15 protein-coding genes are annotated in these 13,282 nt (G+C 71.2%); all 15 read left to right on the top strand.

The annotated features are described in order from the left end of the window. Window positions 1-262 precede the first annotated feature (262 nt). Genes VFW66_02190 through tpiA form a run of 15 tightly spaced genes read left to right on the top strand, consistent with a single transcriptional unit; the run spans window position 263 to window position 13,252 of the window. Window positions 263-1,141 carry a YicC/YloC family endoribonuclease gene (locus VFW66_02190; protein HEX5385490.1) on the top strand — a complete coding sequence of 293 codons (879 nt, stop codon included), beginning with the start codon at window positions 263-265 and terminating at the stop codon, window positions 1,139-1,141. Window positions 1,142-1,154: 13 nt separating this feature from the next. Beyond that, entirely contained in the window at window positions 1,155-1,799 is a 645-nt protein-coding gene (gene gmk / locus VFW66_02185; protein HEX5385489.1) for a guanylate kinase, read from the top strand. A 57-nt stretch (window positions 1,800-1,856) separates the two neighbouring features. Further along, complete coding sequence (locus VFW66_02180; protein ID HEX5385488.1) at window positions 1,857-2,069, top strand: hypothetical protein; 213 nt, start codon at window positions 1,857-1,859, stop codon at window positions 2,067-2,069. 2 nt (window positions 2,070-2,071) lie between these two features. Next, window positions 2,072-3,322 (top strand): bifunctional phosphopantothenoylcysteine decarboxylase/phosphopantothenate--cysteine ligase CoaBC, encoded by a 1,251-nt coding sequence (coaBC, locus tag VFW66_02175; GenBank protein HEX5385487.1) that lies wholly within the window; start codon window positions 2,072-2,074, stop codon window positions 3,320-3,322. Then, window positions 3,319-4,125: a uracil-DNA glycosylase gene (locus VFW66_02170; GenBank protein HEX5385486.1), complete on the top strand. Its 807-nt coding sequence runs from the start codon at window positions 3,319-3,321 to the stop codon at window positions 4,123-4,125. Before coaBC ends, VFW66_02170 begins: the two co-directional genes overlap by 4 nt. Beyond that, a complete protein-coding gene (dnaB, locus tag VFW66_02165) occupies window positions 4,088-5,464 on the top strand; it encodes a replicative DNA helicase (protein HEX5385485.1) in 1,377 nt (458 codons plus the stop codon). Before VFW66_02170 ends, dnaB begins: the two co-directional genes overlap by 38 nt. A 1-nt stretch (window position 5,465) precedes the next feature. Further along, the gene (gene radA / locus VFW66_02160; GenBank protein HEX5385484.1) at window positions 5,466-6,833 is read left to right on the top strand and encodes a DNA repair protein RadA; all 1,368 of its coding nucleotides are present in this window, start codon (window positions 5,466-5,468) and stop codon (window positions 6,831-6,833) included. Further along, entirely contained in the window at window positions 6,823-7,605 is a 783-nt protein-coding gene (ispD, locus tag VFW66_02155; GenBank protein HEX5385483.1) for a 2-C-methyl-D-erythritol 4-phosphate cytidylyltransferase, read from the top strand. Before radA ends, ispD begins: the two co-directional genes overlap by 11 nt. Continuing rightward, window positions 7,602-8,246 (top strand): L-threonylcarbamoyladenylate synthase, encoded by a 645-nt coding sequence (locus VFW66_02150; GenBank protein HEX5385482.1) that lies wholly within the window; start codon window positions 7,602-7,604, stop codon window positions 8,244-8,246. The genes ispD and VFW66_02150 overlap by 4 nt, the downstream gene beginning before the upstream one ends. Before the next feature lie 50 nt (window positions 8,247-8,296). After that, window positions 8,297-8,770 (top strand): low molecular weight protein arginine phosphatase, encoded by a 474-nt coding sequence (locus tag VFW66_02145; GenBank protein ID HEX5385481.1) that lies wholly within the window; start codon window positions 8,297-8,299, stop codon window positions 8,768-8,770. Then, window positions 8,757-9,560 carry a shikimate dehydrogenase gene (locus VFW66_02140; protein HEX5385480.1) on the top strand — a complete coding sequence of 268 codons (804 nt, stop codon included), beginning with the start codon at window positions 8,757-8,759 and terminating at the stop codon, window positions 9,558-9,560. The genes VFW66_02145 and VFW66_02140 overlap by 14 nt, the downstream gene beginning before the upstream one ends. A gap of 10 nt (window positions 9,561-9,570) precedes the next feature. Further along, window positions 9,571-10,290 (top strand): double zinc ribbon domain-containing protein, encoded by a 720-nt coding sequence (locus tag VFW66_02135; protein HEX5385479.1) that lies wholly within the window; start codon window positions 9,571-9,573, stop codon window positions 10,288-10,290. 24 nt (window positions 10,291-10,314) lie between these two features. Next, a complete protein-coding gene (gap, locus tag VFW66_02130; GenBank protein ID HEX5385478.1) occupies window positions 10,315-11,328 on the top strand; it encodes a type I glyceraldehyde-3-phosphate dehydrogenase in 1,014 nt (337 codons plus the stop codon). Beyond that, window positions 11,325-12,515, top strand: a complete 1,191-nt coding sequence (locus VFW66_02125; GenBank protein ID HEX5385477.1) for a phosphoglycerate kinase — start codon at window positions 11,325-11,327, stop codon at window positions 12,513-12,515. The genes gap and VFW66_02125 overlap by 4 nt, the downstream gene beginning before the upstream one ends. Continuing rightward, window positions 12,515-13,252 carry a triose-phosphate isomerase gene (gene tpiA / locus VFW66_02120; GenBank protein HEX5385476.1) on the top strand — a complete coding sequence of 246 codons (738 nt, stop codon included), beginning with the start codon at window positions 12,515-12,517 and terminating at the stop codon, window positions 13,250-13,252. The genes VFW66_02125 and tpiA overlap by 1 nt, the downstream gene beginning before the upstream one ends. Window positions 13,253-13,282: the final 30 nt, after the last annotated feature.

Below are 13,282 nucleotides of genomic sequence, written 5' to 3'. Positions count from 1 at the left end.
TACAGACCGCCGTATTGCCCGGATCAGCGATAGAACCTGGCTCCGTGAATGCCGTGCTTGCCGCGGAGCTCGCGGGGCTGGGCACTGGCAGCGGCGTCGTGCAGTTGGTGAAGGCAAAGCGCGGATGGGGTCGCGCGCTGTCATCTCGCACCTGTGACAGGCTCGATCCCTCAGGCGAATCAGGTCTGGAACTGCTTGCAACTCTTACGCCCACCCCCCTCCCCACCTTAGATTTCCCGGCTTTCCCGCGACGGAGGCGCGCATGCCATCCAGCATGACCGGCTTCGGCGCCGGCGAGGGGCCGGCGGCGGGCGGGAGGCTCCGGATCGAGATCCGGACCGTCAATCATCGCTACTTCAATCTCGCCGCCAGGCTCCCGTCCGGGCTGACCGGGCTCGAGGGCGAGATCCGCGAGCGGCTGCGGCGGGACTTCGAGCGCGGTCACATCGCGCTGCAAGCGCGCTGGACCGAACCGCCGGCGTCGAGCGAACCGACGCTGCGCCTCGACCTCGCGCGCGCCCGCGCCGCCGCCGACCGGCTCCGCGAGCTACAAGGCGCGCTGAGCCTGCCGGGCGATGTGTCGCTAGAGCTCATCGCGCGGCAGCCGGACGTGTTCGTGGCCGACGGGGCCGAGTCGGCCGAAGTCGCCTGGAGCGAGGTGGAGCCGGTGGTGGCGCAAGCGGCCTCAGAGTGCACGACGATGCGGCGCCGCGAAGGCGCCGTGCTCGCGGCCGAGCTCAACCACCGGCTCGATCTGCTGGAGGCCGCCGCGCGCATCATCGCCGCGCGCGCGCCCGCTCGGCTCCCCCGCGAGCGCGACCGGCTCCGCGCCGCCGTGCGGGAATTGCTCGATGGCCGCGGGATCGACGAGAATCGCCTGGCGCAGGAGCTGGCGTTCCTCGCCGACAAGCTCGACATCACCGAGGAGCTGGTGCGCTTCGCCGCACACGTGGCCGCCGCGCGCGAGGCGCTCGCCGCCGACCGGCCCGTGGGCAAGCAGCTCGGCTTCCTGGCGCAGGAGCTCGGACGCGAGGTGAACACGATGGGGTCCAAGGCGAACGATCCCGAGATCGCGCACCAGGTCATCGCGATGAAGGGCGAGCTGGAGAAGTTCCGCGAGCAGCTCGAGAATCTCGAGTGAGCGCGCGCGCCGGGTGACGCCCTTCCTGCTGGTGCTCTCGTCGCCCTCGGGCGGCGGCAAGACGAGCATCGCGCGCGCGTTGCTCGCCGCGCGGCCGGATCTCGCGTACTCGGTCTCGGCCACGACGCGGCCCCGGCGCGAGGGCGAGGAGCACGGGCGGGACTACCACTTTCTTGCGCCCGAGGAGTTCGAGGCCCGCGCGCGGCGCGGCGAGTTCCTCGAGCACGCGACGTACGGCGGCCATCGTTACGGCACGCTCCGCGCCGAGGTCGATCGCATCTTCCGCGCGAGCCGGCACGCGGTGCTCGACATCGAGCTGGCGGGTGCGCGGCAGCTCCGGCGGACCGTGCCCGACAGCGTGCTCGTCTTCATTCTGCCGCCCTCGGGCGACGAGCTGGTGCGGAGACTCGAGGCGCGCAACACGGAGGACGGCGACGCGCTCCGGCGCCGCTTGGAACACGCGCTGGAAGAGCTGGCCGCGGTTGCCGAGTACGACTATGCGGTGGTGAATGACGACCTCGACCGGGCGGTGTCACGGATCTCCGCCATCGTGGACGCCGAGCGCTGCCGCGTGAGCCGGCAGGATGCATTGCCCGCGCTCGTCGCGGAGTTGCGCCAGCAGGTGCTCGCCGAAGCGGCCCGGTTCCAGACATCGTGAGCGACGAACGAGACACGCACCCGATACGAGACACACGAGAGCAATAAAGGAGAACGCATGCGGATCACGACCCCAGCGGAAGTCGCCCGGCAGGCGGGCAACAAGTACCTCGGCGTGCTGGTCGCCGCCAAGTTCGCCCGGTTTTTGAACGAGCTGCCGCGCGACCGCGCCGCACCGGACGGCGAGAAGCTCACGACCACCTCGCTCGACGCGCTGGTCGACGGCGACCTCAACTACAAGCTGGTCCGCCGCCGCCGCTCCGAGGCCTGACCGTGTGGGCCGGCCGGCGCGTCGTGCTCGGCGTGTCGGGCGGAATCGCGTGCTACAAGAGCTGCACGCTCGCCCGGCGGCTGGTCGAGGCGGGGGCCCTGGTGGACGTGGTACTCACCAGGGGCGCCGCCGAGTTCGTGCGGCCGCTCGCGTTCGAGGCGCTCACCGGGCGGCCGGTCCTCACCTCGCTCTGGGGTAGTGCCGGGGCGGCGGCGCCGCTCGCCCACGTGCGGCTGGGCCATGGCGCCGACATCGTCATTGTCGCACCGGCCACGGCGCACCTCATCGCGCGCGTGGCGCAGGGCCTCGCCGACGACGTGCTCACCACGCTGCTCCTCGCCCGCGCCGCGCCCGCTCTGCTCGCTCCCGCGATGAACGACGAGATGTACGCCAACCCGCGTACGCGCGAGAATCTCGCGACGCTCACGTCGTCCGGTTTCGCGACCGTCGGCCCCGAAATCGGCGCCCTCGCAGAGGGACCGTCCGAGCGCCCCGGCAGGATGAGCGAGCCGGAGGTGATCCTGGCGCACGCGGCGCGGCTGCTCCGCGGTGGCGGCCCGCTCGCCGGCCGGCGCGTGGTGGTGACGGCGGGACCCACGCGCGAGTCCATCGATCCGGTGCGGGTCGTGACCAACCGCTCGAGCGGCAAGATGGGATACCGCGTGGCCGAAGCAGCCTGGGAGCGCGGCGCCGAGGTGCTGCTCATTTCGGGGCCGGTGGCCCTGCCCGCACCGACGGGCATCACAGTGCGCCGGGTGGAGACCACCAAAGATTTGGAGACCGCGGTGGCCGACGCGCTGCCCGAGGCCGACGTGCTGGTGATGGCGGCGGCTCCGGCCGACTTCCGGCCCGCGCAGCCGCACGCGAGCAAGCAGCCGCGGAGCGACGGTGCGCTCGCCATCCCGATGGAGCCGACCGACGACATCCTCGGCGCCACGCGGGGGCGGCGGAAGCCGGGGAGCGTCACGGTCGGCTTTGCGCTCGAAACGGGCGACGCGCTCTCCAAGGGGCGGGCCAAGCTGGAACGCAAGGCGCTCGACCTCATCGTGGTGAACGACGCGCTCGAGCCGGGCGCCGGGTTCGAGCACGACACCAATCGCGTCGCGCTGCTTGACCGCGGCGGCGCATCGCGGATTCTCCCGCTGCAGTCCAAGCGGGAGGTGGCCGAGGCGATCCTCGACGCGGTCGAAGCGCGCTTTGCCAACGAGGCGCGGACGCCGGCGCAGTCGGAGCCCACCGGGACTTATCGGTGAGCGATCTCCGGCGCCGGTACCTGGAACAGCAGATCGAGTTGGGTGGGGCGGAGGCGATCCTGGGCGCTCCGCCCGGAGTGGAAGACGAGATGGGAAGACCGAAGCAGCGGCCCGCATCGACACGGGACGCAAAGAAGTCCGCAGAGTCGAAGGTCGGCGCGTCCAACTGGCGCAAAGGCGCGCCGCCGATCCCGGGCCCCGGCATTACCGTCGAGCCGCCGGAGCCGATGCTCCTCGGCAACGACCTCAACAACCTCGACACGCTGGAGGAAGTGGCGCGGCGGATCTCGAATACGTACTGCTGCGATCTCTGTCCCAGCCGAACGCATGCGGTCCCCGGCGAAGGCGATCCGCACGCGCGGATGGTGCTCGTGGGCGAAGGCCCCGGCGCCACCGAGGACGCCACCGGCCGCCCGTTCGTGGGCGCCGCCGGCAACCTGCTCAACAGCATTCTCGAGGCTATTGAACTTCGTCGCGAAGAAGTGTACATCACCAACGTCGTGAAATGCCGGCCGCCGCAGAACCGGAAGCCGCTGCCCGACGAGATTGCCGCCTGCATTCCGTACCTGCACCGCCAGCTCTCGCTCATCCGGCCGGGGGTGATTCTGGCGATGGGCGGCACCGCGGGCGAAGCGTTGCTCGGCGTGCGCAAGAGTCTCGGCGAGCTCCGCGGCAAGGTGCACCGGTACGGCACCATCCCGCTTGTGGTCACCTACCATCCGGCGGCGCTGCTCCGCAACCCGAACTGGAAGAAGCCGACCTGGGATGACGTCCGTATCGCCCGCCAGCTACTCGACCGCTGATCCCTACGTCGGCCGCGCCGCGCCCTGGAGCCCCGAGGCCGAGCAGGCGGTGCTCGGCGCGATGCTGCTCGACCAGGACGCGGCGCTCCGCGCGGTGGAGATGGTGGACGACACCATGTTCTACCGCGAGGAGCACCGCCGGCTCTTCCGCGCGCTCCGGGCGCTGGTCGAGCGGCGCGTCACCATCGATCACGTCACCCTGCGCGACGAGCTGGAGCGCCGCGGCGACCTGGAGGCCACCGGCGGCCCCGCCTACGTGGCCGAGTTGGTCGATGCGGCGCCGACCGCGGCCAACCTCGAGTTCCACGCCCGGATCCTCCGCGACAAGGCGATCCTCCGTCGCCTGATCGAGACCTCCACCCAGATCATCACCGAGGCGTACGACGGGCGCGTTGCGGCGGGCGACCAGCTCGACCAGGCCGAGTCCCGCATCTTCAGCATCTCGGAACAGCGGCTCGACCAGGGCTTCACCCGGATCAAGGAGATGCTCTGGCCCACGATGGAGCGCATTGAAACGCTCCAGCGGAGCGGCAAGTCGATTACCGGAGTGGGGAGCGGGTTCGACAAACTGGACGAGATGACGTCGGGGTTTCAGCCGTCGGAGCTGATCGTGGTGGCGGCGCGGCCCTCGATGGGCAAGACGGCGTTCTGCCTGAACGTCGCCACCAACGCGGCGCTCAACGCGCACGGCGTCGCCATCTTCTCGCTGGAAATGTCCAAGGAGTCGCTGGTGCAGCGCATGCTCACCGCCGAGGCGCGGGTGGACAGCCAGCGGGTGCGGCGCGCGGCGCTTCGGGACAGCGATTTCTCCATGCTGGCACGGGCCGCGGGCGTCTTGCAAGGGTGCAAGATCTGGATCGACGACACGCCGGCCATCACGCTACTGGCCATGCGCGCCAAGGCGCGGCGGCTCAAGGCGGAGCACGACATCGGGCTCATCGTGGTGGACTATCTCCAGCTGATGCGGAGCCCAGAGTACGCGGAGAACCGGGTGCAGGAAATCTCGGATATCTCGCGGTCGCTCAAAGCGCTCTCGCGTGAGCTGCAGGTACCCCTCATCGCACTCTCGCAGCTCTCGCGCGCCTCGGAGCAGCGCGGAGGCGAGCGCAAGCCGATCCTCTCCGACCTGCGCGATTCAGGCGCCATCGAACAGGACGCCGATCTCGTCATCTTCATCCACCGGCCCGAGTACTACGACCGGGACGACGAAACCAAGCGCGGCCGGGCCGACGTCATGCTGGCCAAGAACCGGAACGGCCCGACCGGAGACATCGAATTGTTCTTTCATCGCGAGTATACCCGGTTCGATAACTTCACGAGCCGAGAGGAGCCGGAATAGCATGGCGCGAGTGCGGTCGGTATATCGCTGCGCTGAGTGCGGGCACGAACACCCGAAGTGGGCGGGCCGCTGCGAGGCGTGCGGGGCCTGGAACGCCGTGAGCGAAGAGCCGGGCGATCGGGCGGACAGGCGGGCAGGCGGACGGAGAGGCGGCAAAGACCGCCTGACCGCCCGTCCGCCCGACCGCCTGCGCGACATCGCGGCCGAGCCGCTCGAGCGCTGGCGCACCGGCATCCAGGAATTCGACTTCGTGCTGGGTGGCGGCATCGTGCCGGGCTCGATGACGCTGATCGGCGGCGAGCCGGGCATCGGGAAGAGCACGCTGCTGATGCAGGCCGCGGCGCGGCTCGAGACCGAGGGACGCCGGGTGCTCTACGCGAGCGGCGAGGAGAGCCCGGACCAGCTCCGCTTGCGCGCCGACCGCCTGGAAGAAGACGCCGGCGCCGTGCACGTACTGGGCGAAACCCGGCTCGAGGCGATCGTGGCCTCGGCGGCGGCGCTTCAGGCGGACGTCGTGGTGCTCGACTCGATCCAGACGGTATACACCGACCTGCTCGAGAGCGCGCCGGGCAATGTGGGCCAGGTGCGCGAGTGCTCCGGCCAGCTCATGCGGTTCGCCAAGGAGACGGGGACAGCGGTGGTCGTGGTGGGGCACGTCACCAAGGGCGGCGGCATCGCGGGGCCTAAGACGCTGGAGCACATCGTCGACACGGTGCTCTACTTCGAAGGCGAATCGACGCTGGACTATCGCCTGCTACGCGCGACCAAGAACCGGTTCGGCTCGGTGGACGAGCTGGGCGTCTTCTCCATGACCGAGCGCGGGCTCGTGGCGGTGCCCAATCCGTCTGCCGTGTTCCTCGCGGCGAGAGCCGATGGCACCGCGGGAAGTGCAATCACCGCGCTCATGGAAGGCACCCGGCCGGTGCTGGTGGAGGTGCAGGCGCTCGCGGCCAATTCGGGATACGGCACGCCGCAACGCGTGGCGACCGGCATCGACCCCAAGCGGCTTGCGGTGCTGCTCGCAGTGCTGGAGCGGCGGGCGGACACGAGCTTTGCCGATCTCGACGTCTTCGTGCAGGTCACGGCAGGCGTGCGGCTCAACGAGCCGGGCGCCGATCTCGCGGTCGCGGCGGCGCTGCTCTCGAGCCTCTACAATCGCCCCGCGCCCGCGGACGGAATCTTTCTCGGCGAGGTCGGCCTCGGCGGCGAGATCCGGCCCACCGGCGCCGTGGAGCGTCGGGTGGCCGAGGCGGCGCGACTCGGCTTCCGCAGGGTGTTCGGCGCGGCACGCGCGCCGCTCCAGGTGCCGGGCGTGGCGCACGTCGGATTGGAGCACGTCGACCAACTGGTGCGGGCGCTTGCCGCGTGACGTAGGCGCGATCGTGGTGGCGGCGGGGCAGGGGCGGCGCCTGGGCAGCGGCGAGCCGGGCGCGGTGCCCAAGCAGTATCGCGAGATCGGTGGTGTGCCGATGGTGGTGCGCGCGGTCAGGCCGTTCGCGGCGCACCGCGAGGTGGCACAGGTCGTGGTCGTACTGCCCCCGGGCGACGCGGCGGACCCGCCGGATTTTCTGGCGGCGCTTGCCGGTCCGGCCGCGGGCAGCGGCACTCGAGCCGCCTCGATGCTCACGTTCGTTGGCGGCGGATGCGAGCGAACCGATTCGGTGCGCGCCGGCCTTGCCGCGCTCAACCCTGATTGCCGGGTCGTGCTGGTGCACGACGCGGCACGTCCGTTTGTGGATGCGGACACGATCCATGCCGTCATCCGCACGGCGCGCACCGGCATCGGTGCGGTGGCGGCGGTGCCCGTGGCCGACACGCTGAAAGAGGCGGCGGACGGCGACGCGGGCCGGGTGGCGCGCACGGTGCCGCGCGAGCGGCTCTGGCGCGCGCAGACCCCGCAGGGATTTCCGCGCGAGCTGATTGTCGCCGCATACGCGCGGGCCGCGGACGAGCTCGCCGTCGCGCGGAGGACCACCGGGGGCGCCACGTCGGGCGCCGCACATGTGGGCGTCACCGACGACGCCGCGCTGGTCGAGCGCCTGGGCGCCGAGGTGCGCCTCGTGCCGGGCTCGCCGGCCAATCTCAAGATCACGACCCCCGCCGACTTCGCGTGGGCCGAATCGTGGGCGGCGCAACTGTGATCCTTCCCTTTCGCACCGACGCCGAGCAGCGCGCCGCGACACCGGACGTACGCGCGCACCTCCTGAGCGGCGGCCTCCTCGCCTATCCCACCGAGACGGTGTATGGCCTCGGCTGCCTTCCGGTCGCAGACCGCATCGTTGCGCTCAACCTGCTCAAGGGCCGCGCACCGGAAAAGCCGTTCCTCCTGCTCGTTGCGAGCCGCGCAATGGCGGAGGCGTGGGGCCTCATCTTCAACCCAGCCGCCGTCGCACTCGCACGCGCCTTCTGGCCGGGGCCGCTCACGCTCGTGCTGCCCGCGGGGGGCGGCCGGCTGCCGGACGCGCTCCGCGGCCCCGAGGGCGGAATCGCCGTGCGCCACACCTCGCACGCGGGCATCGCCCGGCTGGTGGAAGCGCTCGATCAGCCGCTCACGTCGACCTCGGCCAACCATCCCGGCGAGCCGCCCGCGCCGGGCGTCGAGCGGCTGGTCGAGCGCTTTCACGCCGCCGTGGACGACGGCCAGCTCCTCGTGCTCGACGGCGGCGTGCTCGGCAACGTGCCACCGTCCACGCTGGTCGACTGCACCGGCGCGCTCCCGCGCCTCGTGCGCGAGGGTGCGATTCCGCGCGACGAGCTGGCGGCGATGGTACGACGCTGGTAGCGGCGGCGGGCCGACTACATTTCGAGCCACCTGAACCACGACGTGATCCGATGAACGTGCTGTTCATATGCACCGGCAACACCTGCCGCAGTCCCATGGCCGAGGCGCTGCTCCGCCAGGCCATCGACGCGCGCGGCCTCGCCGGGCAGGTGACGGCGGCGTCCGCCGGCACCGGCGCCTGGGACGGCGCGCCCGCATCGGAGGGCGCGTATCTCATCGGGCTCGAGCACGGCATGGACCTCTCCGACCATCGGGCGCGGCTCCTCACGAAGGAAATCGTGCAGGGCGCCGACGTGGTGCTCGCGATGGGGCGGTCGCACGCGGCGCGCGCGGCCGAGTTGGGCGGCGGCGACCGGGTGCACCTGCTCGGCGAGTTTGCCGGCCGCACCGGCGCGGACGCCGAGATCAGCGACCCGTTCGGCGGCGACCTGCACGACTACCGGCGTACCTTCGAGGAACTCCAGCAGCTCATCGGCAGCGTGGCCGCGCGCGTGGCCGCGGAGCGCTCGGGTGATCAGCGGTAGCGCGCGCGGCTTCGCCCTCCTGGGCGATCCGGTCGCCCACTCGCTCTCGCCGGCCATGCACACGGCGGCCTTCCGGGCTTTGGGCCTCGACGCCGCGTACGTGCCGCTCCGCTGCACCGCCGAGGACGTCCCCCATCTCATCCGCGCCTTGGCCCATGCGGGCGGGGGCGGCAATGTCACCGTCCCGCACAAGGGCGTCGCCGCGCGCGCCGTGGAGCGGCTCTGCGAGCGGGCCCGCGCGCTCGAGGCGTGCAACACCTTCTGGGGCGACGGCAACACCACCGCCGGCGATCTCACCGATGTGGCCGGCGTGCTCGAGGCACTCGACGCGCTGGAGCCGCCGCGCGCGGGGTGGCTCCTCGCGGGCACCGGCGGGTCCGCGCGCGCGGTGGTCGGTGCGGCGCGGGAGCGCGGCACGGGTGTCGCGGTGCTCTCGCGCGATCTCACGAGTCAGCGGGAGTTCGAGGCGTGGGCCGTCGCGCGCGGCGTGCCGGTGGTGCCGCCCGAGAGCTGCGGCGTCCTGATCAACGCCACACCGCTCGGCCTCCGCCCCGATGATCGGCCGCCCATCGCGCCCGAGCTGGCACCGGACGCGCGCGTGGCGCTCGATCTCGTGTACACGCGGGGAGAGACCGCGTGGGTGCGGGCGCTGCGCGCGCGCGGATTCCGCGCGGCGGACGGTCGAGGAGTGCTGGTTGCTCAGGGCGCGGCGGCGTTTTCCTGCTGGTTTCCCGCCACGCCCGCGCCTCGCGACATCATGCGGGCCGCGGTGGATACGGCACTCCGTTGAAGGCGCTCACGTGACCGCGCTCGCGGAGATTGCCCGTGTGGCGCGCGAGGTCGAGCGCTGGCTCCTTCCCGCCGAATGCCTCCTCTGCCAGGAACCCGTCCCCGAGCGCGAGGGCGACGCGCTCGTCTGCGGCCTCTGCCGCGCGCGCTGGCGTCCGCTGCCCGATCCGCTCTGCCCGCGCTGCGGCGAGCCCCGGCGCGACCCCGATCCGTGCCGCCTCTGCGCCGAGTGGCCCGCATCGCTCGGCCGAGTGCGAAGCGCGGTGCGATTGGAGGGCGGCGCCCGCGCGCTCGTGCACCGACTCAAGTACCACGGCTGGTGGCGCGCTGCGGAGCCGATGGCCGCGAGCATGCGCCTGCTCGAGCCATTGACGGGGCGGGTATGCTTGATACCGATTCCGCTTGCGCCTCGGCGCGAGCGGGAACGGGGCTACAATCAGAGCGAGCGCTTGGCGACCACCCTCGGCCGCCTGATGAGCCTGCCGGTGCGCACCGATGTGCTCCGCCGCGTGCGCAACACCGGCACCCAGACGGCGCTCACGCCGGACGAGCGCCGGGCCAACGTGGCCGGGGCCTTCGCGGCGTGCGCCTCGCGCGCGGTGCGCGGGCGGTGCGTCGTGCTGGTGGACGACGTGTTCACCACCGGCGCTACGCTGGCGTCCGCGGCCGAAGCGCTCAGCGCGGCGGGCGCGGCGCAGATCGAAGCGGTAACGTTCGGACGGGCGGGCTAACCGGACACGGCAAGGAGAAAAGGCATGGCGGTTCGCGTCGGCATCAACGGGTTCGGCCGCATCGGGCGCAACGTGGTTCGGGCGGCGTCCCGCATGGGCGTGAAGGAGCTCGAGTTCGTCGCGGTGAACGACATCACCGACATCAGGACGCTCGCGCACCTGCTCAAGTACGACTCGGTGCACGGCCGCTATCCCGGCACGGTCGAGCCTGCCGCCGACGGCATCCGGGTGGACGGCAAACTGGTGAAGGTGCTCTCCGAGCGTGACCCGGCCAAGCTCCCCTGGAAGGAGCTCGGCGTGGAGCTGGTGCTCGAGTCCACCGGCCGCTTCACCGAGCGCGACCAGGCGGCCAAGCATCTCGAGGCCGGTGCCAGGCGCGTCATCATCTCCGCCCCCGCCAAGCACGAGGACATCACGCTCTGCTACGGCGTGAACCAGCAGAAGTACGACCCGCACAAGCACCAGGTCATCTCCAACGCGAGTTGCACGACGAACTGCCTCGTGCCGGTGGTGCGGGTCATTCTCGACAATTTCGGCTTCGTGAGCGGGTTCATGACCACCGTGCACTCGTACACCAACGATCAGCAGATCCTGGACCTGCCACACAAGGATCTGCGCCGTGCCCGCGCCGCCGCGGTCTCGATCATCCCGACCACGACCGGCGCAGCCAAGGCCACGAGCCTGGTGATTCCCGAGGTAAAGGGCAAGATCGATGGCGTGGCGCTCCGGGTGCCGACGCCCGACGTGTCGGTCGTCGCACTCACGTGCGTCGTGGAGAAGGCCACCACCGGCGACGCCGTAAACGAGGCCTTCCGCAAGGCCGCCGCCTCCGGCCCGCTCAAGGGCATCCTCGAGGTGAGCGACGAGCCGCTCGTGTCGGTCGATTACACGGGCGACCTGCACTCGAGCACCGTCGACGCGCTCTCCACCAACGTGGTGAACGGCACGCTGGTGAACGTCACGTCCTGGTACGACAACGAAATGGGCTATTCGGCGCGTTGCGTGGACGTGCTGCGGTACGTCGGAAGCCGGAAGTGAAGCGCACGCTCGAATCGCTCGACCCGGCCGCGCTGGAGGGACGCCGCGCGCTGGTGCGAGTCGACTTCAACGTGCCGCTCAAGGGCGGCGCGGTGGCCGACGACATCCGGATCCGCGCCGCGCTCCCCACGATCAAGTATCTCCGCGACAAGGGCGCCCGGGTGGTGCTGCTCTCGCATCTGGGCCGTCCCAAGGGCACGCCCGATCCGGCGTGCTCGCTTCGCCCCGTGGTGCGGGCGCTGGAAAAGCTGCTCGGCTCGCCGGTCACCTTTTTGGCCGACCCGCTCTCGCCCGAGGCGGCGACCGAGACGAAACGCATGCCGCGCGGCGGCGTGGCGCTGGCCGAGAACACGCGGTTTTTGCCGGGCGAAGAGCAGAACGACTCCGAGCTGGCTCGAAAACTGGCCGCGCTCGGCGATTTCTACGTGAACGACGCCTTCGGCTCCGCGCACCGGGCCCACGCGAGCACCGAGGCGGTGGCGCATCTCCTCAAGCCCGCCGTCTCCGGCTCTCTCATGGAGCGCGAGCTCAAGTACCTCGGCGAGGCGCTGAATCATCCTCGGCGGCCGTTCGTCGCCGTGCTGGGCGGCGCCAAGATCAGCGGCAAAATCGATCTGATCGAGGCGCTGCTTCCCAAGGTCGATGCGATCCTCATCGGCGGCGCCATGGCCTGCACCTTCTTCAAGGCGATGGGGCTGGAGACCGGTAACTCGCTGGTCGAAGCGGATCGGGTGGACATGGCGCGTGCACTGATGGAGAAGGCCGGCCGCAAGCTGGTGCTGCCCAGCGGCGCCGTGGTAGCGCGCGAGCTCGCGCCTGGCGTCGAGACGCGCACCGTGGCCAGAGACGCAATCCCGCCCGGCTGGGCGATGTACGACATCGACCCGCTCACCGAGCAGGACTACAGCGCCCGGATCGAGCAGGCCGGCACCGTCGTATGGAACGGGCCAATGGGCGTGTTCGAGACGCCGCCGTTCGATCACGGCACCCGCGCCATCGCCGCGGCGATGGCGCGCGCCACCGAGCGCGGCACGGTGACGGTGGTGGGCGGCGGCGATTCGGCCGCAGCGGTGGCGGAGGCGGGACTCGACGCGCGCATGACGCACGTGTCGACCGGTGGCGGGGCGTCGCTCGAGTTTCTCGAGGGCCGGGTGCTGCCGGGTGTGGCTGCGTTGGACGAGGTGTAATGGCGCGCCCGCTCATTTTTGCGGCCAATTGGAAGATGCACCACGGTCCGGGCGCCGCGCGCACGTTCGCCACCCGGTTCATGGAGCTGGTGGCACCGGCCGAGGGCCGGAATCTCTGGTTTTTTCCGCCGAACGTCTCGATCGCCGCACTGGCCGAGGCCTTCCGGCCGCGCCCGGACATTCGGGTTGGCGTGCAGAACGTGCACTGGGAGCCCAAGGGGGCGTTCACCGGTGAGCTCTCGCTCCCGCTCGCCATCGAAGCTGGAGCCACGCTCACACTGGTCGGGCACTCGGAGCGGCGCCATCTCTTCGGCGAGACGGCCGAGCAGAGCGCTCGCAAGGTGAAGGCGGCCCTCGCGGCGGGTATCGGGGTGGTGCTCTGCGTCGGCGAGACGCTTGCCCAGCGGGAGGCGGGCCGTACCGAGGATGCCGTGAGGCGGCAGCTCGAGCCGGTGCCCGCCAGCGATCCGTCGCGGGTCGTGATCGCGTACGAGCCGGTCTGGGCCATCGGCACCGGCCGGAACGCCACACCGGAAGACGCGGCTCTGGTGCACCGGTTCATTCGCGCGTATCTCGCCGAGCGCGGCTGGCCGCCGGGCGTCCGGGTGCTCTACGGCGGCAGCGTAAGCGGCGCCAACGTGCGCGCGCTCCTGGCCGAGCCGGACATCGACGGGGTATTGGTGGGAGGCGCCAGCCTCGCAGCGGAGGGGTGGGCGGAAATCATCTCCGCCGGTTGATTTGCGCCACCGTTTCCACTACGCTTCCGC

Source organism: Gemmatimonadales bacterium, assembly GCA_036279355.1.
GTDB lineage: Bacteria > Gemmatimonadota > Gemmatimonadetes > Gemmatimonadales > GWC2-71-9 > DASQPE01.
Note: the sequence above shows the minus strand (reverse complement) of the source record. Positions and strands in the feature narration are given on the sequence as shown.

Excerpts from the sequence above, each read along its gene's own strand:
- dnaB (HEX5385485.1), top strand. The coding sequence starts at position 4,088 with ATGACGTCCGTATCGCCCGCCAGCTACTCGACCGCTGATCCCTACGTC.
- VFW66_02180 (HEX5385488.1), top strand. The coding sequence starts at position 1,857 with ATGCGGATCACGACCCCAGCGGAAGTCGCCCGGCAGGCGGGCAACAAG.
- radA (HEX5385484.1), top strand. The coding sequence starts at position 5,466 with ATGGCGCGAGTGCGGTCGGTATATCGCTGCGCTGAGTGCGGGCACGAA.
- VFW66_02190 (HEX5385490.1), top strand. The coding sequence starts at position 263 with ATGCCATCCAGCATGACCGGCTTCGGCGCCGGCGAGGGGCCGGCGGCG.
- VFW66_02145 (HEX5385481.1), top strand. The coding sequence starts at position 8,297 with ATGAACGTGCTGTTCATATGCACCGGCAACACCTGCCGCAGTCCCATG.
- gap (HEX5385478.1), top strand. The coding sequence starts at position 10,315 with ATGGCGGTTCGCGTCGGCATCAACGGGTTCGGCCGCATCGGGCGCAAC.
- tpiA (HEX5385476.1), top strand. The coding sequence starts at position 12,515 with ATGGCGCGCCCGCTCATTTTTGCGGCCAATTGGAAGATGCACCACGGT.